The sequence below is a fragment of the Sphingobacterium pedocola genome (assembly GCF_015209965.1).
GTDB lineage: Bacteria > Bacteroidota > Bacteroidia > Sphingobacteriales > Sphingobacteriaceae > Sphingobacterium > Sphingobacterium pedocola.
The window spans coordinates 1002132-1022876 of sequence record NZ_MU158689.1 but is presented as its reverse complement, the minus strand read 5'-3'; the positions used below and the strand labels follow the sequence as shown (position 1 = coordinate 1022876).

At 38.4% G+C, this 20745-nt stretch carries 18 protein-coding genes; 3 read left to right on the top strand and 15 right to left on the bottom strand.

Translation table 11 applies throughout. The annotated features are described in order from the left end of the window. Positions 1-120 precede the first annotated feature (120 nt). From C4F40_RS04300 to C4F40_RS04245, 12 genes are all read right to left on the bottom strand, one after another. Positions 121-780, bottom strand: a complete 660-nt coding sequence (locus tag C4F40_RS04300; protein ID WP_196938126.1) for a gluconate 2-dehydrogenase subunit 3 family protein — start codon at positions 778-780, stop codon at positions 121-123. A gap of 11 nt (positions 781-791) precedes the next feature. Continuing rightward, positions 792-2222, bottom strand: coding sequence for a Gfo/Idh/MocA family protein (locus tag C4F40_RS04295; protein WP_196938125.1), 1431 nt, complete (start codon positions 2220-2222; stop codon positions 792-794). Between the two features lie 24 nt (positions 2223-2246). After that, entirely contained in the window at positions 2247-3929 is a 1683-nt protein-coding gene (locus C4F40_RS04290; protein WP_196938124.1) for a GMC oxidoreductase, read from the bottom strand. A 21-nt stretch (positions 3930-3950) separates the two neighbouring features. Beyond that, on the bottom strand, positions 3951-5201 hold the full coding sequence (locus tag C4F40_RS04285) for a nucleoside permease (RefSeq protein ID WP_196938123.1): 1251 nt from the start codon (positions 5199-5201) through the stop codon (positions 3951-3953). Positions 5202-5287: 86 nt separating this feature from the next. After that, entirely contained in the window at positions 5288-6205 is a 918-nt protein-coding gene (locus C4F40_RS04280; protein WP_196938122.1) for a hydroxypyruvate isomerase family protein, read from the bottom strand. A 155-nt stretch (positions 6206-6360) separates the two neighbouring features. Then, the gene (locus tag C4F40_RS04275; RefSeq protein WP_196938121.1) at positions 6361-7365 is read right to left on the bottom strand and encodes an FAD:protein FMN transferase; all 1005 of its coding nucleotides are present in this window, start codon (positions 7363-7365) and stop codon (positions 6361-6363) included. 2 nt (positions 7366-7367) lie between these two features. Beyond that, the gene (locus C4F40_RS04270) at positions 7368-8681 is read right to left on the bottom strand and encodes a Gfo/Idh/MocA family protein (RefSeq protein ID WP_196938120.1); all 1314 of its coding nucleotides are present in this window, start codon (positions 8679-8681) and stop codon (positions 7368-7370) included. Positions 8682-8705: 24 nt separating this feature from the next. Continuing rightward, complete coding sequence (locus C4F40_RS04265; protein ID WP_196938119.1) at positions 8706-9668, bottom strand: formylglycine-generating enzyme family protein; 963 nt, start codon at positions 9666-9668, stop codon at positions 8706-8708. Positions 9669-9768: 100 nt separating this feature from the next. Beyond that, a complete protein-coding gene (locus C4F40_RS04260) occupies positions 9769-10683 on the bottom strand; it encodes an AEC family transporter (protein WP_262894806.1) in 915 nt (304 codons plus the stop codon). Positions 10684-10747: 64 nt separating this feature from the next. Beyond that, positions 10748-11344, bottom strand: a complete 597-nt coding sequence (locus C4F40_RS04255) for a hypothetical protein (RefSeq protein ID WP_196938117.1) — start codon at positions 11342-11344, stop codon at positions 10748-10750. A gap of 29 nt (positions 11345-11373) precedes the next feature. Beyond that, entirely contained in the window at positions 11374-12120 is a 747-nt protein-coding gene (locus C4F40_RS04250) for a hypothetical protein (RefSeq protein WP_196938116.1), read from the bottom strand. A 133-nt stretch (positions 12121-12253) separates the two neighbouring features. Continuing rightward, the gene (locus C4F40_RS04245) at positions 12254-13141 is read right to left on the bottom strand and encodes an OmpA/MotB family protein (protein ID WP_196939259.1); all 888 of its coding nucleotides are present in this window, start codon (positions 13139-13141) and stop codon (positions 12254-12256) included. 324 nt (positions 13142-13465) lie between these two features. On the opposite strand from C4F40_RS04245, the gene C4F40_RS04240 reads away from it, so the two are divergent. After that, complete coding sequence (locus tag C4F40_RS04240) at positions 13466-14773, top strand: DEAD/DEAH box helicase (RefSeq protein WP_196938115.1); 1308 nt, start codon at positions 13466-13468, stop codon at positions 14771-14773. A 1-nt stretch (position 14774) separates the two neighbouring features. Here C4F40_RS04240 and coaD read toward each other — a convergent pair whose 3' ends face one another. The 3 genes from coaD to C4F40_RS04225 form a co-directional block, all read right to left on the bottom strand. Beyond that, a complete protein-coding gene (coaD, locus tag C4F40_RS04235; protein WP_196938114.1) occupies positions 14775-15239 on the bottom strand; it encodes a pantetheine-phosphate adenylyltransferase in 465 nt (154 codons plus the stop codon). Positions 15240-15330: 91 nt separating this feature from the next. Continuing rightward, complete coding sequence (locus C4F40_RS04230) at positions 15331-15867, bottom strand: RsmD family RNA methyltransferase (protein WP_196938113.1); 537 nt, start codon at positions 15865-15867, stop codon at positions 15331-15333. Then, the gene (locus tag C4F40_RS04225) at positions 15858-16649 is read right to left on the bottom strand and encodes a DUF3822 family protein (RefSeq protein WP_196938112.1); all 792 of its coding nucleotides are present in this window, start codon (positions 16647-16649) and stop codon (positions 15858-15860) included. The genes C4F40_RS04230 and C4F40_RS04225 overlap by 10 nt, the downstream gene beginning before the upstream one ends. 91 nt (positions 16650-16740) lie before the next feature. Here C4F40_RS04225 and C4F40_RS04220 point away from each other — a divergent pair, with 91 nt between their 5' ends. Together C4F40_RS04220 and C4F40_RS04215 are read left to right on the top strand one after the other, a co-directional pair. Beyond that, the gene (locus C4F40_RS04220; RefSeq protein WP_196938111.1) at positions 16741-18159 is read left to right on the top strand and encodes an ATP-dependent DNA helicase; all 1419 of its coding nucleotides are present in this window, start codon (positions 16741-16743) and stop codon (positions 18157-18159) included. A gap of 95 nt (positions 18160-18254) precedes the next feature. Beyond that, entirely contained in the window at positions 18255-20744 is a 2490-nt protein-coding gene (locus tag C4F40_RS04215; RefSeq protein ID WP_196938110.1) for a S9 family peptidase, read from the top strand. The last annotated feature ends 1 nt before the right edge of the window (position 20745 follow it).

Sequence of the window (20745 nt, the reverse complement as noted above, 5' to 3'; positions counted from 1 at the left end):
ATTGATGATCATTCATTTTCCAAGGGAATCAAAGAGCTGTCTCGCCTCAGCGGGATCGCTTTCAATGGTCATCAAGAATCTTCATGAATGTTGGTGTTACCACTAATCATGAAGATGTTATTATGCAAATGCTCTATCGCCTTTTTTATAGGGGTAAGCACCATCAAATTTGCCGGGAATCTTTACATATCGTAATGCTTGGGTCATTCCAACTTCAGAAGTAAAAAAACCTGTAAGCGTTAGTTGCTTCAGCATAGTAAAGAAGTGATTAGGGAATTCGTCTAAATCATTAACTTTATTAGCATTTTGATTTTGCCTATTTGTGGAACTCTCATTTTGATTGGCCCTGTCTTGCTCCCTTGCCTTTTCTTTCTCTTTCTTCTCTTTTTGGAAGTCCTTTGCTTGTTTATCTAATCTATTTACAAACTGTAAGCGTTCCTCCGGCGTCAACTCAGCGAATTTTTTATTAAATTCTTTTTGTGCGACTTCATCTACGGTAGATAATCCTTCCACAAAAGCTTTCTGATCAACTGATGTATAACAGTCTCTTATCATTACAGGAATGAACGCGCCTACATTTGCATCTTTCGCTCCCGGAGTCGACGTACGCGGTAAAATAGCATCTGCCAACTCATTTAATAAATCTACATTGGATTGTTCGAATAACGTCTCTACATCTTTGGAAGCAGATCTGGTACAGCCTTCTAAAAATAGATTTGCGCCGATTACAGATCCACCTATGATCATCGCAACGCGTTGTATTGCTTGTCTTCTATTCATCTCTTTAATTATTAAAAAGTATAATTAACCTCCCATCCCGGACGATACGTTCTTTTGACGAATTGATTTACATCGTCAAAATTAGTAACGCGCATATTATCATTGTCCCACAATAATTTCAATCCACGTCCTGGATATTTGTTATCAACCCTCAAATCGGATCCTCTAATAGCTAAGTTAGCCATTAACAATGCTTCGGTCAAAGGTCCGGCAATTTCGAAAGGCGAAGACATCTCCATATTGCCGTAGCCGGCAAGACAACCTTCTACCCACTGCGCCCAATGCCCTGAAGCACCTCCTTCTACGCGAGCGTATTTTTGTTTTACTTCTTTATGTTTTTTATCCGTTGGCAACAATCGCGGATTCGCAGCGTACGTATCCGCTAAAATTTTACCCTTCTTGCCAATAAATAAAATACCATTTCCGCCATCGCCGAACATTTCGTTTGGTCCTAGTTCCTCTGGTCTCGGTGGTTGAATACCTCCATCCATCCAATGCACTTTCACATCACCTTTAGTTTTCGCTGTTTTAGGGAAAGTTAATGTCGCATAACTAGATGGCGGGCACGACTCTGGAAAATATCCGCGTTTAAACTCATCGACGTATACAGATCCTACACTCGCTTGTACATCTTTAACATATTGCAATCCATAAATACTGAATGGAGCTTCCATATTATGACAACCCATATCACCTAGCGCTCCTGTACCATAAGGCCACCAACCTCGCCAGTTGAAAGGAACCAGTTTATCAAAATAATCAGTCTGTGGAGCTGTTCCTAGCCATTTGTCCCAATCCAATGAACTTGGAACTTTGGCCTTTTGCGCAGGCCAAGATATACCTTGCGGCCAAACAGGTCTATCTGTCCAGCAATAGATTTCTTCCAGGTCTCCAATAAGACCAGCATCAATCCATTCGCGCATCTGGCGGACACCGTCTCCTGAGGCCCCTTGATTCCCCATTTGTGTTACTACTTTATATTTCTTGGCAGCATCTGTCAACGCTCTTGCTTCCCATACATCATGTGCCATCGGCTTTTGTACGTACACATGTTTGTTTAGCTGCATGGCAGCTAGCGTTTGTATAGCATGGTTATGATCCGGTGTCGAAATCGATACTGCGTCAATATGTGCGTGTTCCTTATCTAACATTTCCCTGAAGTCGGTATAAAACTTTGCTTTAGGAAACTTCTCTACCGAATTCTTTGCTCTTGCGGTATCTACATCACATAAATACGCGATGTTTGCTTTTCCGCTCTTAAAAAAATTATTTACGTCGGATTGTCCCATTCCGCCAACACCGATTGATGCAATCTGCAGCATGTCACTAGGTGCTCTATAGCCAGTACCTCCTAGCACGTGCCTCGGTACTATTGTAATACCAGCTGCCGCTATAGCTGCTGTTTTTATAAAATCTCTTCTACTTTTGTTTGTTATATCCATGTTTTATAGGTTTACTCGCTTAAGTTATAAATTTCCCTTTTTTAATTCAGCAACAGCGAAGTCTACAGCCCTAGCTGTCAAAGCCATATAGGTCAAAGATGGGTTCACACAAGCTCCGGATGTCATACTCGCACCGTCTGTAACGAATACATTTTTCGCATCCCATACTTGATTATGCTTATTAAGCACGGAATTCTTAGCATCTGTACCCATACGTGCCGTGCCCATTTCATGTATACCCATACCGAAATGATATTCATTATCATAGGTGTAGACGTCTTTCACGCCCACCTTATCTAACATATCTTTCATCTCTTCGGACATATCCTTACGCATCTTCTTCTCATTGTCTTTTATCTCCATATCCATCGCCAATACAGGTAACCCCCACTTGTCTTTGGTCTTTTTGTCCAAGTAAATGCGATTTTCGTGATAAGGCAGAATTTCTCCGAAGGCAGTGAAACCGACAGACCAATCCCCTGGTTCGAGCATCGCATCTTTCCAGTCTCCACCCACGCTCATCTCAGCTACCTCACCAGACCAACGTCCGCGGCTAGCCGCTCCCTGGTATCCAAACCCACGTACATAGTCACGCTGTTTATTATCTCCATCTACATTGACAAACCGAGGAACATATAATCCGGTCGGCCTACGGCCAAAAATATATTTGTCCTCGTACCCCTCTACTCGCCCACCTGCACCAACCCGAAAATGATGATCCATCGCGTTGTGTCCAAGCTCTCCACTACTACTACCCAATCCATTTTCCCATACATCCGTTGCAGAATTCATCAACACCCAAGTTGAATTAAATGCGGAAGCACAAACGAATATCACTTTAGCAAAAAACTCATAAGTTTGATTGGTCTCTGCATCGATGATTCTTACGCCCTTTGCTTTCTGTGTATCCTTATCGTAAATGATTTCGGTAACAATAGAAAATGGTCTTAAGGTAAGATTTCCTGTCGCTACAGCCGGCGGTAATGTCGACGACTGCGTACTAAAGTATGCACCGAAATTACAACCTAGCCAACACTGGTTTTGATATTGACAATTGATGCGCCCTGTATGTGGTTTGGTGATATTCGCAGTCCGCCCCATAATAAAATGACGCTGGCCTCCGTATTCTTTCTTTAATCGTGAAGCAAGATCTTTCTCCACAATATTCATATCCATCGGGGGCATAAAATCGCCGTCTGGCAATACTGCTAAGCCATCGCGATTACCCGAGATTCCAGCCCATTTTTCAGCGTAACTGTACCAAGGAGCGATATCGGCATATCGAATAGGCCAATCTGTGCCATGTCCGTCTTTTAAATTAGCTTCAAAATCCAGGTCTGAAAAGCGATAACTTTGACGCCCCCACATTAAAGACCTTCCTCCTACGTGGTATCCTCTATACCAATCAAAACGTTTGGTTTCAGTATAAGGGCTTTCTTTTTCGTTGACCCAAAAATCTAAATTTTTCTCATTCAATGGGTAATCGCGTTTCAAAACGGGATAATCTGCTTCCATCTGTTTTGTACGACCGCCGCGATGTGGATATTCCCATGTATCTTTATTCGCATGGTAGTCCTTAACATGTTCAACATTCCGACCACGTTCCAACATAATGGTTTTTAATCCTTTCTCCGTAAGCTCTTTCGCAGCCCATCCTCCACTGATACCTGATCCAATTACTATTGCATCATAAACATTGTCTGCCATATTTCTTCTACTAGTTTGTTTTTAAATATTTTCAGTTTTGTTCTCTACTTTTTCATCCTTAAAGAATATTAAGAATAGGATAAATACCACAAATGCAATAGCTGCAGGAACCAGCCATACGTTCTGCCAGAACATACCGATATCTGTTGCTTTAATATTTCCATATAATGTACCCACATATCCCGCTACCCAGAAACCGATTAATTGACCTACCCCATAAGTAGCTAATGTGATCAACCCCTGCGCAGCGCTCTTGTATTTGACCCCCGCTTTTGAATCCGTATAAATTTGACCAGATACAAAAAAGAAATCATAGCATATCCCATGAAGTGCTATACCTATCAGTAGCATATAAGTCGCTGATCCTGCATCACCGTAAGCAAATAATAAATAGCGAATGGACCACGCCAACATGCCGATTAGAATAGTATTTTTAAAGCCAAATCGGGTAAAAAAGACTGGTAATAATAATAAACATAACGCTTCAGAAATTTGACCTATCGTCATAAATCCCGTCACGTTTTCCATTCCAACTTCTCCTAAAAAGTTATTGGCATTTTGATAGTAAAAAGCTAATGGAATACAGATTAATATCGACGATACAAAAAAGACCAAGAAATTTCGATCTTTCAACAGTTTAATAGCATCTAATCCAATAATGGAGGCGAACGAAGGCTTTTCGGACGAGTCTATTTTAGTAGGAGGCGTCTTGGGTAATGTAAAACTAAATAGCCCCAATACTAACGATCCTAAAGAGGCCATTAAAAAAGTATTTTTCAACAAACCGTTTGCAACTCCTTCGTTAGAATCCCATGCAAATAAAAAAGAAATGCTCAACCCGGCAATTATCCAGCCTATTGTACCCCAGATGCGAATTTTAGAGAATTCCTTTTCCGGATTTTTCATTTGTCTGAATGAAACGGAATTAACAAGGGCCAATGTCGGCATGAAGAGGATCATGTAAGCTAACACGTAGGGGAAAAATGCTGAAATATCCGTTGCTTGGTACATCAAATACATTAACACAGCTCCCATTAGATGTAACACAGCTAAAATTCGCTCTGCATTAAAAAACCGGTCAGCAATCATACCGATTATAAACGGTGCAATGATTGCACCCCATGACTGCGTGGAAAATACATTCGCGATTTCGAAATCATTTGCATTCAGGTTCACGGGAAGAAATCTTCCCAACGTGACGAACCATGCTCCCCAAATAAAGAATTCGAGAAACATCATGAAGGATAATTTAAATTTTATTGATGTTGACATCGTGATAAATTGATAGGTTTATTTTTATAAATATAATAGTTATTGTAAATTATTAAAAATTATTTTTTTGCTAATATAATTTAGCATTAGAAATTATCCACTTCACGGTAAGCATTTACCAACGCTATTTCTCCTTCCTTTCCCGATTTTGACATACCGTGTTCCATACCGACTATGCCTTTGTAACCTTTTTCATACAACCATTTAAATATATTTTTATAATTTATTTCTCCGGTTGTCGGTTCTTTTCTTCCCGGATTATCCCCCACTTGGACATACGCAATCTCGCTCCAACACTGGTTCATCAAATTAATCAAATTTCCCTCGTTTTTTTGTTGGTGATACGCATCATATAGAATTTTACACGATGGACTACCTACTGCCTTACAAATTTCATAGGTCTGATCGGTAAACCTTAGAAAAAGATCTGGGGTGTCACTTAAAGGCTCTAAAACCATCGTAATTCCATGTGGCTCAAATATTTCAGCCCCTCTTTTTAAACCTTCAATTACGTTTGCCGTTTGTACACCGATAGGAAGACGACGTTCATAATCACCCGGTACTACCGTCACCCATTTGGCATTAACACGCTTTGCAATTTCGACAGAATCATGACATCCTTTCAAAAAAATATCCACATGCTCTTTCTTGCCTGCTGCCAATGTATTTGCTCCATTACCACCTTTTGGTACGACGAATACCCCCATTCTCATCCCCAGCCTCACAAGTAATTCCCCTGCCTTTTTTTGCTCTTCAACGGAACGTCCAGGCATGCCATTATCTTCAATGCTGCGGAAACCCAGATCATACATATATTGTATTTCGTCGAGGAAACCCTTACCCGCTGAAGTGCTAAACATTCCTTGATGTGGGGCATAGTCTAATTTAAACGTTTGATTTTTCATGTTATTGTTATCTTGCGTAGCTGCGTTTAGAGATGAATTAAGAAATACAGAGCTTCCGACAAGTAAACCTGCATTTTTAACAAAATCTGATCTTTTCATATGTATATAATTGTTCGTTAAAGTGTATTTTCAAAGGCACAATTGCATATTTTGAGGCTTGACTATTTAGGTCATTCACCAACCTATCTGACGGGCGATTCTTTTAATGCTTTCGTTCATTCACTGCTCATCTAATAATATGAGTATATCGTTATCTAGTTGTAAATATAATTTTTAAAGCCTTTAGAAAAGGCTTCTTTAAAAGAATTGTTCTCGACATAGATTAAATATACTTCGACCCCTTTTAATTTATCAGCGAATTCTACTGCTTGTTGAGGTTTGAGGTATATAAAGTAATTATCAAGAGCATCTGCCTCCATAGCCGTATTTGCAATTACGGTTGCACTAATTGTCGCATTTTCAACTGGGTATCCCGTTACCGGATTTATATGATGAGAAACATACGTATTGCCAACCATTCTCTTTTTTTCATAAGTTCCAGACGTTGTCACTGCTTTATTTTTTAAATTTAAGATATAAGTTAATGAATCTGAGCGTACGCCATTACTAGAATAGGGTCTTTGAATCGCAATTTGCCATTGTCCTGAGTCTTTAACTCCTTTTACTTTAATTTCTCCACCAAGCTCGACGAGGTAATTCTGCACATCATTATCTTCTAGATATCGCGCTAAGACGTCTACGCTATATCCCTGCGCTATGCCATTTAAATCTATTGACACATCAGGGTTATTTTTTATGATCTTTTTTGATTTAATTGTGAGATTTCGCATTCCTACACGAGGAAGAATGTTCGAAACGGCATCGTCTGTTGGATTCTTTTTATAACCGTCTGGACCAAATCCCCATAAACTAACGAGCGGTAATACGGTAATATCAAAATACCCATTCGTTTGTTGATGTATCTCCACGCTTTTATGGATCACTTTTGCCATATGACGATCCATTTTTACCTTTTTAGTAGCGGGTTGGTTAAAAATAGAAATTAATGAAGATGGATTGTAGATAGACATCGATAAATCTATAATATCCAATAAACTATCTATATCTTTTTTTAATATAACCTTATCTGAAAAATTACGTATCAGATACGTAGTTCCCTGAGCACGTCCCTGAATTACCTGCTCCTTAAATGCGTTAGGATGTTGAGCAAATACAAAACATCCTAATACTATTTGAACTATAACAATCGTAATTCTCAACGCTAAATGTATAATTGCGTATTAATGCCGGGTACAGCCACTGGGTAAATACCATTTTCGTCTGGCAATATCTTTGGAAGGCTGTCCCATGTGTATATAGCTGGCATGAGATCAATTTCCGATTGTATCGCCTGATCCCATTTAATTACCTTACCGGAATAACAGGCTAAACGCCCGATAATACCGGTCAATGTGCTATATGCTCCATATTCAGCATTGTCAAATTTGAATTCTCCTTTTGCAATAGCATCAAACAGTTCAACATGCTCTTGGCGATAGGGATTTGCATCTCCTCTACCTTGGTGGCGATATATTTCATTGCCTTTCGCATCCCATAATACCGCTTGATTACCTGCGGATAAATATACTCGTCCCTTGGTTCCCTGAAAAGTTTCGTCTACACGATTATGAATACCTTCAAAATGACGACATTGACTGTATACAACTGAACCGTCATCATAGGTCAATTCTACGGCAAAATTATCGTAGATTTCACCATATTCTTTTCCATCCCTGTGTGCCCTAGAACCTGTACCCTCAATGGAAATCGGATACTTACCTTTTACCCAATTGGCAATATCAATATTATGGACGTGCTGTTCTACGATATGATCTCCACATAACCAATTGAAATAATACCAATTTCTCATCTGATATTCCATTTCAGTTTGAGCTGGCTTGCGCGGTCTTACCCACACGCCACCGCTATTCCAATACACTTGTCCAGATATGATATCACCTATTGCACCATCTTGAATACGTTGAATACCTTCTTTATAATTCTTTTGATAGCGACGCTGTAATCCTACGACGACGTTCAACTTTTGTCTTTTTGCTTCTGCTGCTGTGGCCAACACCTTACGTATACCAGGAATATCAACCGCCACTGGTTTCTCCATAAAAACATGTTTTCCAGCTTTTACAGCCTCTTCGAAGTGGATTGGTCTGAATCCGGGAGGAGTTGCTAAAATAACAACATCGGCATCCTTTACAGCAGATTTGTACCCTTCAAACCCCACGTATTGTCTACTCGCAGGAACATCGATTTTGTCGGTATATTTCTGTTTTAGATTTTTTAATGAAGAATCGAGATTATCCTGAAAGGCGTCTGCCATTGCAACTATTCGAACGTTTTGTCCTGATTCGAGCGCATCCGCAGCAGCTCCTGTGCCTCGACCACCACAGCCGATCAACGCTACTTTAATTACGTCATTTCCGGCTGCAAACACAGATGAAGCTGATGTCAAGGTAACTGCAGCCGATCCGGCTATTATGGACGAAGATTTTATAAAATCTCTACGGTTAAAATTTTTCATGTATATACAAATATTAGGTTTTTTTTAAAAATCCGCTATTGGTTCTTTATCGTAATAAGCCATTATCTCCTCATGTGTGGGTGGATTCAAGGGCCTAACCAGACGCATTCCTACAAAAGGAGCTTCCGGAAACCACCAATTAGATTTGGGCATTTGTGGATCCAGTTGTTTCCAAACAGGATCAGAGGGCGTACGGGCAGCCGAACGCAACTCGTCGGTTGTACTTTCAAAGGATCCGCCCCTCACCACATGTGGATATAACGCAGTGGGAAGCGATACAGGATTATCATTAAGGTCGGTTTTATCTATAGTATAGAAATCAGCAATGTATTGATCATATGTCCACTCTGCGACGTTGCCTAAAATGTCGTACAATCCGTAAGGATTCGGCTTCTTCTGTCCTACTTTTTGTGTAGATTGATTACTATTGGAAGCAAACCAAGCGTATTCAGAGGCTGCAGTCGCATCGTCGCCGAAAAAATACTCCTTATCTGAACCAGCGCGGCAAGCATACTCCCACTCCGCCTCTGTAGGCAATCTATAAAATACGCCTGTTCTTACATATAGCCATTTACAAAACTGAATGGCATTGTAATGCGTCATCGCTAAGGCTGGATGACCTTCTTTTCCCATTCCAAAGGTCATATCCAAATAAGGCTTAGTAGGCCTAGTAACGGCATCTACCTGCAGAGGAATCGCACCAACTTTCTGTTTGGACTGTTCATAGTCTTTGTATAAAAATGGTTCGTAAATATCCCAGGTAACTTCGTAGCTTCCCATCCAAAATGGATCGATTTTAACGTTATGAGCAGGCTTTTCATCGGATTTAGAAGAACTATTACTTCCCATAACGAATATTCCACCGGGAATCGCTTCCATGGTAAACTCGAGTGAAGTACCTTCAATCTGCTGAACGTAACGTTCATGGGAGGATTGGGCCTGTGCCGTTGAAATACTCAAAACAGAAAACAAGAAAATTCTATTCATTAACTATCAATATATAGGTTCAGCTTATCCAATTTTGATAAACTAAATCTAAAGTAGTAAATAAAACTCAAGTTACCGACAACACAAAATAACAAAGCCGTTACAATAGTGTAATTATCACACTATGCCATATAAAGGAAAGAAACAGCCCCACAATAATACTTACCCCTATTATTGTATTTGCGAGTTTAGTATTAAGCCCAAATTGCTGTATAACGACACTCGTAGCGACTAGACTTGGCATAACCATTTCGAAGACGGAAACTTGGTAAAAAGGTCCGTGCAATCCCATTAGAAGTGTAAACGCGATAAGGATGGAAGGGCCTAAAATCAGTTTGTAAAACAAGGAATATGAAATTAAATTCATTTCTTTTTTCCAGTTTTTAAAATTTAACTGCATTCCTATCGAAAAAAGCGCTAAAGGCGAGACAGTTGAGGCAAAAGCGTTAAACAAACGTTGCGGGGTATCATTAAGCCATATATCACGGAAAACAATAGCTATTATACACGCTATCAGCGGCGGAAAGGTAAAAACTCTTTTAACAACCAAAGAAGTTCTGCTTTGCGTCTTAAACCTAACTTTCCTCGCACCAAATGCAAGTATCACTCCCCATGACGATAAAATAAAAAAAGTAGTCTGATCACTTACAATACCAATTTTCAAATATTCCTCTCCAAAAAAAGTGATAATCAACGGAAATCCGATAAATGATGTATTACTTAATCCTGAAACTAGGATTAATGTTCTCAGGTTGCGATTGGAAAGTTTTAGGAATATATTAAGATATCGAAAGAACAGAAACGATCCGCCAAACATCAAGAATGGCAGCAATACGGTAAATAGATAAGCAATATTCCAATCAATCTGCGGTATGCATTTTAGTGCCACAGCGGGAAGAGCGATATAAATCACCCATATATTAATTCCCTTATAGGCGTTCGCATCCACCAACTTGGTTTGTCTCACAATAAAACCCGCCACTAAGGAAACCAAGATTATTATAAAATTTAACACGGTAACAAAGAAAAGGCTTTTGAAATGATTTCAAAAGCCTTTGGTCGACAATTCTCCGTAAAATCTAAATTTTTAGCTTTTTAAGCAAATTGGTATCCACTGTAATGTATGTTGGATAATAGATATTGTTTCCCCCAATCTGGAAGGAGGGTTTAATCTTCAAGGTCATAAATTTATCGCTCTTCTCCTTTTTAAAAAGTTCTTCAAAAATCTTCTCTACGTAATTATCTTTTTTATCTGCACCAAATAAATTTAACTTAAAACTCAATGGAACTGTACTCGATTCATTGGTACTCAAATGAATGTTTTCGTCTACGGTTCCTTCAAATACTGGGTTTCCCTGAATTTCAATCAAATATTTAAACTGATTGATAGCCGCAACTTTGGCAGAGGGATTAGTTATTTTCAGATTCACATTGGCCTCCAAAGGGAGGTCCTTTCTAAGAATAGCCAATGCAATGCTGGGTATCGAAGCAATGTTAAGTCCGTTTCCCGCATCAAAACTTTCAATTGATTTACCGCCTACCAACATATTGTTGATGGAGTGAATATCGTAAGTACATTTCGCCAATGCTTCCAGCTGTGCTCGTTTGCTCGCAACACATCCAATGATAGCAAAGGATAATACAATGCCCCCCAATATTAGACTTATTCTTTTCATATTGTAAATTTTTTGTTTTTAATTTTTTGTTATTTTTTTCGGCCAAAATTATATGACACGCCTAAAGTAAAAATTGAATTGCCGGCCTTTAAATATTCATTATCAATGATACCGATATTAAACCCTGTTGTGTACTGCAATTGAAAGCCTTTAAAAAGCTCCAGTCGGGTAAAGAATACTGGTTCAATAAACAGGTTTTCTTCTTTTTGCGCATCTATACCATCTATGGTAAAATTTGTCATCCCCACTCTACTTAACCGAATTGCTGTGCCGTAATTTAGCTCATTTTTATTGCCGAACAAATTAAGTTTGCGTTTTTTGGTCGAGGAATAGTTTACTTGAACAAATATTTTATCAAAATCCATTTCTCGCGTTTCGACAGCCTCAAACCCTGTCGTAGACGCACGTTTATCAATATTCAGGGTATGCCCTATGCCATAACCACCATAAAATTCCAATACCTGTCTTTTATTTTTCCCCATTTTAGCGAAATAACCTATTCCTCCTTCAACCAACTTTTGCGCGAATTCCTCATTGGATTTTATTCCATTTTTCACATAAGATCCATTCGCAATTACTGCTACATGGTTGGTAGCCGCCACTCCGAACGAACCACTAATATTACCTTTTGTATTTACATGTCCTGTAATGTATCCCTCACCTTGATTTCTAAACATCGGAGTCGCCGGAACGTTGGGCATGTACATCGAACTGCAGCCTGTCAATAAAAAAAGAATCGTTGAGACGATTAACGGTCGAAGTTTTTTTACAATCATTCTTGCTGAGTATAAACAATCATGCCAAATTTACCGCCATCTTAAACTTAGACAACGTTTCTTTTACTTATCACCTACAAAAAAATGTCCTTAATAATTTACTACTAAGGACATTTACTCGTTTAAAAGGAAGCTACAATTCTTCTATTGCAGGTGCATTATCTGTCTCTGGAGCCTTGTCAATCAATTCCATAAATTGATCTAGCTTAGGCGTAATGATAATCTGTGTCCGTCTATTTCTAGCTTTCCCATCTGGCGTAGAATTATCCGCAATCGGATTATACTCACCACGTCCACCAGCTGTCAATCTTTTAGGTTCTACCCCATAATTATTCTGTAACGCTTGCACAACAGATGATGCTCTTAAAGTACTCAGATCCCAATTGTTACGAATATTTGTTTTCGAAATAGGATCACTATCCGTATTACCTTCTATAAGAACTTCGTAATCTTTATAATCCTGAATAATTTTCGCGATTTTGCTCAATGTTTCTCCGGCCATTTCAGATATTTCATAACTACCTGATTTGTAAAGCATATTATCGGAAAGGGATATGTACACCACACCTTTTAACACTTTCACATCAACATCACGTAATTCTTCACGACTAAGTGAACGTGTTAGATTGTTTGTCAACACGACATTCAATGAATCACTCTTATTTTTTGTATTTACAAGATGTTTAATATACTTATTTGAAGCATTGATTTCATCTACTAGTTTAGAAATATTCACATTCCCTTGCGAATTTTGCGATATACTATTATCCAATGTCGTTTGCAATTTTGAATATGCTTCTTTTAATGCAGCATTATTTTTTCTTTCTTGTTCTAATTGGTCTTCCAGACTTTTTACTTTGGCCCGGCTTTCTGCTAAATCCACTTGTCCCTTTTGGTAAAGCGTTGCTAGATCCTGATGTTGTGTTTGCAAGGCTAAATATTTTTTATTGCTAACACAGCTCACCATCACTAAACTACCTAGTAATATAGTTAATGGAATTATTCTTTTATGTCTAAGCATATTTTTTTTATTGTTTTCACGTATGTGAAGATAGCAAATTAAATGCCCTTCCATATCATATTAACAATATTTAAGGATTTTAAATAAATAAGCCTTCAACCGGGGAGATTGAAGGCTTATTATTAAACCAATTATTAACCTAAATTATGAATTAAATATTAATCAATCTTAATGCCACAAAAAGTTCAAACTACTTATATTAACATATTTTTTAATAATTATCCTGTAATACAGTAGGCACGTTAACCCGCCGCTTGAGATCTTCATCCAATCAGTTGTTAAATATATCGCATAGCTACCGTATTATTTATTTAATTTAGCGCCATGGACATCGAAAAAATTCTTCAAAACTTACGTATCGAATCGTTGAACCCCATGCAGCTGGAAGTTACGGAAAAATTCAAGAAGCAACAGGATCTAATAGTTCTATCTCCTACCGGCACCGGTAAAACGCTCGCCTTCTCGCTAATAATCAACCAGCTAGTGGATCCGTTCATCAAAGACCTCGTTCAGGTGCTCATCGTTGTTCCGACACGGGAACTAGCGTTACAAATAGAATCTGTTATTAAAAAAGTGGTGACAGGTCAGAAGGTAACCTGCTGCTATGGGGGGCACGATACCAAGATAGAACGGAATACGTTAAAAGAAGCACCTAGCATATTAATTGGTACCCCCGGACGTCTTATCTACCATTTAGACAGAGGGCACTTTAACCCTAGAAAAATACATACGGTTGTATTAGACGAATTTGATAAATCATTGGAATTCGGTTTTCATGGTCAGATGTCTAATTTGTTATCACAGATTGATCAAATTGAACACAAAATATTGACCTCGGCGACAAAATTAATTGAATATCCTGATTTTATGTCGCTTAATAACCCAATTACAATCGATTATTTAGCCGATAATGAAAGTATCCCTAATCTTACGTACAAGAAAATAACCTCTTCCCCTCAGCACAAACTCAAAACGCTTTTTAAGCTACTCTGTGAGCTGGGCGACAAAAAAATATTGATTTTTTGCAATCATCGGGATGCCGTAGATCATATTAGCGAATTATTGGAAGATCGTCTGCTCATTCATGATGTTTTTCACGGTGGTCTAGAACAAAGAGATCGAGAATTAGCACTCTTAAAGTTTAGAAACAACAGCAATCGGATACTATTAACCACAGATTTAGCTGCACGGGGCCTCGATATTCCCGCCGTGGATACCATTATCCACTATCAATTACCCTATAAAGAAGATGCTTTCGTTCACAGAAACGGACGTACAGCACGTATGAATACGGAAGGAGACGTTATTGTAATGCTCAAACCGGACGATGATTTCCCATATATACCTGATCTAACGGAAGAAATTATTTTGGAAGAAGAATATGATCTACCATCAAACACCCCCTATGCCACACTTTATATTCCCGTGGGAAAAAAGAATAAAGTAAACAAAATCGATTTGGTTGGGTATACGCTTCAACTTGATGGCGTCGAAAAAGAAGACATTGGTATTATTGAGGTTAAAGATAATGAAGCTTATATCGCGGTAAAAAGAAATATAGCTTCCCGCATTCTCAAGAATGATGGTCCGGGAAAGATTAAGGGTAATAAAATTAAATTTATGCGAACTTAATCTATCGTAAAAAATCGATTACTTCTTGCGGCACCAACTTATCAATTGTCCCACCGTTTACAAAGATATCTCTAACAATTGTAGATGATATATGTGCGGTTCCACTTCTACTTAATAAAAAATAGGTTTCAATATGAGGAGCAAGAATCAAATTATTTTGAGCAATCGCGTCTTCGTAGATGAAATCGTTTGTATTACGAAGGCCTCTCAATATAAATTGTGCACCTACCGATGTACAATAATCAATCGTGAGCCCTGAAAATAGATCCACAGTGATCTGTTCTGAATTGGTGTATACCGCTTCAATTGCGCTCTTACGTTTCTCAAATGCCATCATTCCTTTCTTAGAAGAATTAATGCCGATCGCTACATATATTTTATCAAACAACGATAACGACCTATCTACCAAATCTTTGTGTGCCAACGTAAATGGATCAAATGAACCGGGGAAGACTGCTATTTTCATATTTGTTTATCGTTAACTATTTAACAATGCTTTTTAGTGACATCATGGGCGTTCAGCGGTTAATTTGTGAACTCACAAGCGCAATTATTCATTATTTTTGTTCATAAAAGCTAAAAGAGGAATATCCGTATTTTCGCGTTTCCACAAAAGCCGGATGTGCAACCATTTTACGCGTGGAAGGATGTTCTATGACAAGAATACCCCCTGACTCCAACAAATTATTGCTCAGAATTATCTCGGGTAGCTGTGGCAATTTGTCGATATTATATGGAGGATCGGCAAAAATTAAATCGTAGCTTTTTTTAGCAGAAGTAATATACGTAAAGACGTCTGCTTTGCGTGTATGAATAGTTTCAATCTCATACTTCCCACATGTATCCTTAATATAAAAAAGGCATTTGTTGTGTATATCTATCGCATCAACGTGCGTGGCTCCGCGAGAAGCAAGTTCGAACGAAATATTTCCGGTGCCACAAAATAAATCCAAGCATGTTGTTCCATCAATATCAATCTGATTTAACAAAATATTGAACAAAGCTTCTTTTGCCATATCGGTGGTAGGCCGTACGGGTAGATTGGTTGGCGGGTTGAGTCTAATTCCTCCTAATCTTCCTCCGATTATACGCATAATTGACTATCCATTAAAATATTCAAATTAGGAATTTGGCTTTTTACGTCATCATCAGTCGTTATCCATTTTGATTTAGCCTTTATTACTTCTAAATCCTCCGTATACTTAGACAGCCGTTCACCCCACTCCGACCCTTCATCCGCGCCACTCAATAGAATTCGTTGAATTTTATGCGTTAAACCGAAATTTTTGAATATACTTAGCATAAAATAACTTAAGTCGTCAACGGTCTGGACCTCAAATGTGTTGTACAATTGCAAAGCGCCATCTACATATAAAAATAGATCGGCTTGACTATCATAAATATGAACGCCCAAAGTTTCCCCTTGAATAGGGATATTTAATTGTGCCTGCCGTATAATTACGTCGAACGATGGAACAAAGTGTGCTTCCGAAAAGAGATTCTTCCATCTATTATATAATAACAAATCATATTGATAAAGTGCCGTAATACCTAAGGATAAATTTTTTACGTAAGTATGGTCTCCATTTTGATCAATAAAATAATCAGCATAAATATCTTTCTCCGCATGTTGAAACACATCCGTTGGAATTAAAACAAGGCTTTGGTGAGGAAGTGTCACAAAAATATGTTGAAAAGGCAGGCTTAATATCTTCATTGCTTCCGTAGAAGGTTTCGTCGTTTCATACTTCATGAAAACCAAAACATTCTTTTGCTCATCTACAACCACTAGGTGGTCGTACGCATAGTCACTATTGACAAATAGCGTATAAGAGGAAATATAGTGAATATGAAATTCTTCTGATGTGTAGTTCATTGAATAATATTATTTAGCAGATTAAGCCAATCTTTGACAACAAAATTAGCTTTTACAATTGAATTGACAAACCTTTTAAATAACTTTGGATGTGTATATTAAAGATCTTCTCATTCAAGAGTTTTCCTGGAAACCTACCCTACAACAAGAAGAAGTGTTTTCTCTACTGGGTGAGTTCTTACAAACCTTTTCGGAAACTTCTTGCTTTATTCTAAAAGGTTACGCAGGTACGGGAAAAACTACCATCATTAGTTCATTGGTAAAAACGCTCCCCAAGTTGCAAAAAAGAGCTATTCTTCTTGCTCCTACAGGGCGAGCCGCCAAAGTAATGGGAGCCTATTCAGGCCGTAATGCCTTAACCGTTCACAAAAAAATATACCGTAAAAAGTCTGCTGCTAGCCTACAAATGGATTTTTCGATCGCTGAAAATCGACATCAAAATACATTATTCATTATCGATGAGGCATCCATGATATCCAATGAGGGAATAAATATTTTTTCAAATGGTCTCTTGCATGACTTAATCTCCTATGTTCGTTCGGGCGAAAACTGTATAATCCTTTTTGTGGGAGATACCGCCCAGCTACCGCCTGTTGGGTTAGAAAACAGTCCTGCCTTAAATTCAGGCTATATCAATCAAGAATTCGGACTTCAGACCTTTAGTTATGAAATGACGGATGTAGTGCGACAGGCAAAAAACTCAGGGATACTCTTTAACGCTACCAAGATTCGAAATGAAATAAAACTGGATGAGAGCGATGCGACATACAGCTTTCCAAAATTCATAACATCTGGATTTAAAGATGTTTACAGAATGACGGGAGAACGATTAATTGAGGGGTTACACTATGCTTACAACAAATACGGAATCGAAAACTGCATGGTTATCTGCCGATCGAATAAATCCGCCAATCTTTATAACAAACATATTAGAAACCAAATACTATTCAGAGAAGAAGAAGTTACTGGCGGTGACCTAGTCATGATCGTGCGAAATAATTACTACTGGCTACAGCAACATGATGAAAATCACACAGGATTTATCGCTAATGGAGATATGGCGGCAATCCGGAAAGTTGGCAATATACACGATATGCACGGATTTCGGTTTGCTGATCTCTATTTAGAATTTTTGGATAATAACGAGGGCGATGCTATTCGCTGTCGCGTGTTACTCGATAGTCTTCATGTAGATGCTCCCCAATTGCCTTATGAGTTACAACAACAACTGTATGAAAGCATAGCAAAAGATTATGAAGATATCGGGCCGAAAAAAGACCGTCTTGAAGCCATCAAAAAAGACCCGTATTATAATGCACTACAGGTTAAATTTGCTTATGCTATTACCTGTCATAAAGCACAGGGCGGACAATGGCCACTCGTATTTATCGATCAAGGTTATTTAATCGATGAAATGTTGAATACCGAATTTTTGAGGTGGTTGTATACCGCCATTACACGGGCCACGCAAGAACTATTTTTAGTCAATTTTAATGAGAAATTTTATTAAAAAATTACTATCAAAAATATTACAATATCTCCCTCCCTATTTCTTATTAAAAAAAGATAATTTCGTTAACAATTATTATCAACGCGCTATATTACATGAAGAATTACATCTTAGGAATACTCTTTACCTGTGGCATTTTCCTCTCATATGCACAGGAAAAGGGCAATCAGGTAAAACCTAATTATCAATTGGCCTCCAAATTTTCCCCTTCAAAACTTCGCACCATGATATTCTCTACTGAAGTGAAGCCCAACTGGATAAATTTTGGGGATAAATTTTGGTATGAATACACAACGTCATCGGGCAAAAAATGGTACTTGGTGGATCCTAAATCCCGCCAGAAATCCGAACTATTTGACCACGCCGAAATGGCAGCAAAGATTACTTCAATCGTTCGTAATCCGTTTGATGCGCAGCACTTGACACTAGATAACCTGCGTTTCATGGAAGATGAAAATTTGATCCGTTTTGAAGTTCCCAGTACAAAAGATACGGTAAAGAGTAAGGAAGAGATTAAAAAACTAACCAATAAAAAGGATACGATAAAGAAAAAAACTTTTTTCTTCGAATACAACCTTATTTCTAGAGATTTAAAAGAACTAAGTGACACAACTAAGGAAAAAGCAAAACCGTATTGGGCCATCTTTAATCCAGACACTTCGCGCGTATATTATGCTAAAAACTATAATCTATACTGGATGGATTATGCCAACTATAAAAAAGCAATCCTAGATGAAAAGGATTCTACAATTGTAGAAAACCAATTCACGACCGATGGTGTACAGTATTACGCTTGGGGCGGTGATGAATATAGTGTTACCAGTGGAGATAAAAAATCTGAAGACGATGAATTAAAAAAAAGAAAGCCGGTACGGTTGAATTGGAGTCCCGACGGAAAGCATTTTGTTCTAACCCGCAAAGACAATAGAAACAATCCTGCGCTTTGGGTGATAAACAACGTTGGCGGAAAAAGACCAACCCTGGAGACCTATAAATACCTCATGCCTGGAGAAACTGATTCGACAGAAACCGAGCTTCACCTTTTCGAAGTGAGTTCCCTAAAACCGAAGCAAATCCCTGTCTATAGATTCAAAAATCAGACACTAAGTCTTTGGTCTAAAGAAAGAAAAAAAGAAAATTTAAAAGGCAAACATTATATCAACTATTGGCTGGGCAATGATAAAGAATTTTATATCGCCCGCTCTAGCCGGGATTTAAAACGCATCGATCTACTTGCCGTAGGTGTAGATGGAAGTGTACGCACATTAGTTGAGGAACGCGCAAACGTCTACCTTGATATTCAAAAGCCAACCTTTATCAATAACGGCAATGAATTTATTCACTGGTCTCAACGGGATGGATGGGGCCAATTTTACTTGTATAGTACACAGGGAAAGCTACTTAGCCAAATCACAAAGGGGGAGTTTCATTGTCAGGAATTAACGTCATATAACGAATCAACTGGCACTTTATATTTCAAAGCCAACGGGCGTGAGAAAAACATTGACCCTTATTATTCCTATTATTATGCAATCAATAAAAATGGGTCAGGTATAAAATTATTAACACCGGGAGATTATGATCATCAAGTAAACATAAGTGAAAGTGGGACTTTCATTGTGGACAATTTCTCGCGCGTGAATACCGTACCGGCATCTAACCTATATAATGCTTCTGGCCAATTAATCATGAAACTCGAAGAAGCAGATCTGACACAGCTTTTCGCCGCGGGATATCAATTCCCGGAGACATTCAAAGTAAAAGCAGGCGATGGTATTACAGATCTCTACGGTGTATTGTATAAGCCTTATGATTTCGACTCCACTAAGACTTATCCTATCATTGAATATGTATATCCAGGTCCGCAAACGGAAGCAGTGAATAAAAGTTTTGGAAGAAGTATGGATCGCATCGATCGCCTGGCACAGATGGGTTTTATTGTGGTCTCCGTTGGTAACCGTGGCGGACATCCGGCCCGCTCCAAATGGTATCATACCTATGGATACGGCAATTTACGGGACTATGGATTAGAAGATAAAAAAGTAGTTGCAGAACAACTCGCTGCCCGTCATCATTTCATTGATATCGATAAAGTAGGGATTACAGGACATTCCGGAGGTGGATTTATGTCAACAGCAGCGATGCTTGTTTATCCAGATTTTTTTAAAGTTGCTGTTTCGGGCGCTGGTAATCATGAAAACAATATTTATAATAGATGGTGGAGTGAACGACACCACGGCGTTCAGGAATCTATTACAGAAAAAGGAGATACTACTTTTAATTACCAGATACAAAAAAACACTGATTTAGCAAAAAACTTAAAAGGTAAGCTATTAATCGTGACAGGAGATATTGATAATAATGTGCACCCTGCGAACTCAATCCGTATGGTCGAGGCATTGATCAAAGCAAATAAACGTTTTGACTTTGTAATGCTACCTGGACAACGTCATGCGTTCGGAGATATGACTGAATACTTCTTCTGGAAAATGGCGGATTATTTTAGTGAACACCTTTTAGGTGAGTCTAAACAAAATGAAGTTGACCTCATTGAGGTTAATCGGGACAGACCGCTTAAGAACTAAT

Excerpts from the sequence above, each read along its gene's own strand:
- C4F40_RS04240 (WP_196938115.1), top strand. The coding sequence starts at position 13,466 with ATGGACATCGAAAAAATTCTTCAAAACTTACGTATCGAATCGTTGAAC.
- C4F40_RS04215 (WP_196938110.1), top strand. The coding sequence starts at position 18,255 with ATGAAGAATTACATCTTAGGAATACTCTTTACCTGTGGCATTTTCCTC.
- C4F40_RS04280 (WP_196938122.1), bottom strand. The coding sequence starts at position 6,205 with ATGAAAAGATCAGATTTTGTTAAAAATGCAGGTTTACTTGTCGGAAGC.
- C4F40_RS04250 (WP_196938116.1), bottom strand. The coding sequence starts at position 12,120 with ATGATTGTAAAAAAACTTCGACCGTTAATCGTCTCAACGATTCTTTTT.
- C4F40_RS04295 (WP_196938125.1), bottom strand. The coding sequence starts at position 2,222 with ATGGATATAACAAACAAAAGTAGAAGAGATTTTATAAAAACAGCAGCT.
- C4F40_RS04230 (WP_196938113.1), bottom strand. The coding sequence starts at position 15,867 with ATGCGTATAATCGGAGGAAGATTAGGAGGAATTAGACTCAACCCGCCA.
- C4F40_RS04225 (WP_196938112.1), bottom strand. The coding sequence starts at position 16,649 with ATGAACTACACATCAGAAGAATTTCATATTCACTATATTTCCTCTTAT.
- C4F40_RS04285 (WP_196938123.1), bottom strand. The coding sequence starts at position 5,201 with ATGTCAACATCAATAAAATTTAAATTATCCTTCATGATGTTTCTCGAA.
- C4F40_RS04270 (WP_196938120.1), bottom strand. The coding sequence starts at position 8,681 with ATGAAAAATTTTAACCGTAGAGATTTTATAAAATCTTCGTCCATAATA.
- C4F40_RS04300 (WP_196938126.1), bottom strand. The coding sequence starts at position 780 with ATGAATAGAAGACAAGCAATACAACGCGTTGCGATGATCATAGGTGGA.
- C4F40_RS04290 (WP_196938124.1), bottom strand. The coding sequence starts at position 3,929 with ATGGCAGACAATGTTTATGATGCAATAGTAATTGGATCAGGTATCAGT.
- C4F40_RS04265 (WP_196938119.1), bottom strand. The coding sequence starts at position 9,668 with ATGAATAGAATTTTCTTGTTTTCTGTTTTGAGTATTTCAACGGCACAG.
- C4F40_RS04245 (WP_196939259.1), bottom strand. The coding sequence starts at position 13,141 with ATGCTTAGACATAAAAGAATAATTCCATTAACTATATTACTAGGTAGT.
- coaD (WP_196938114.1), bottom strand. The coding sequence starts at position 15,239 with ATGAAAATAGCAGTCTTCCCCGGTTCATTTGATCCATTTACGTTGGCA.
- C4F40_RS04255 (WP_196938117.1), bottom strand. The coding sequence starts at position 11,344 with ATGAAAAGAATAAGTCTAATATTGGGGGGCATTGTATTATCCTTTGCT.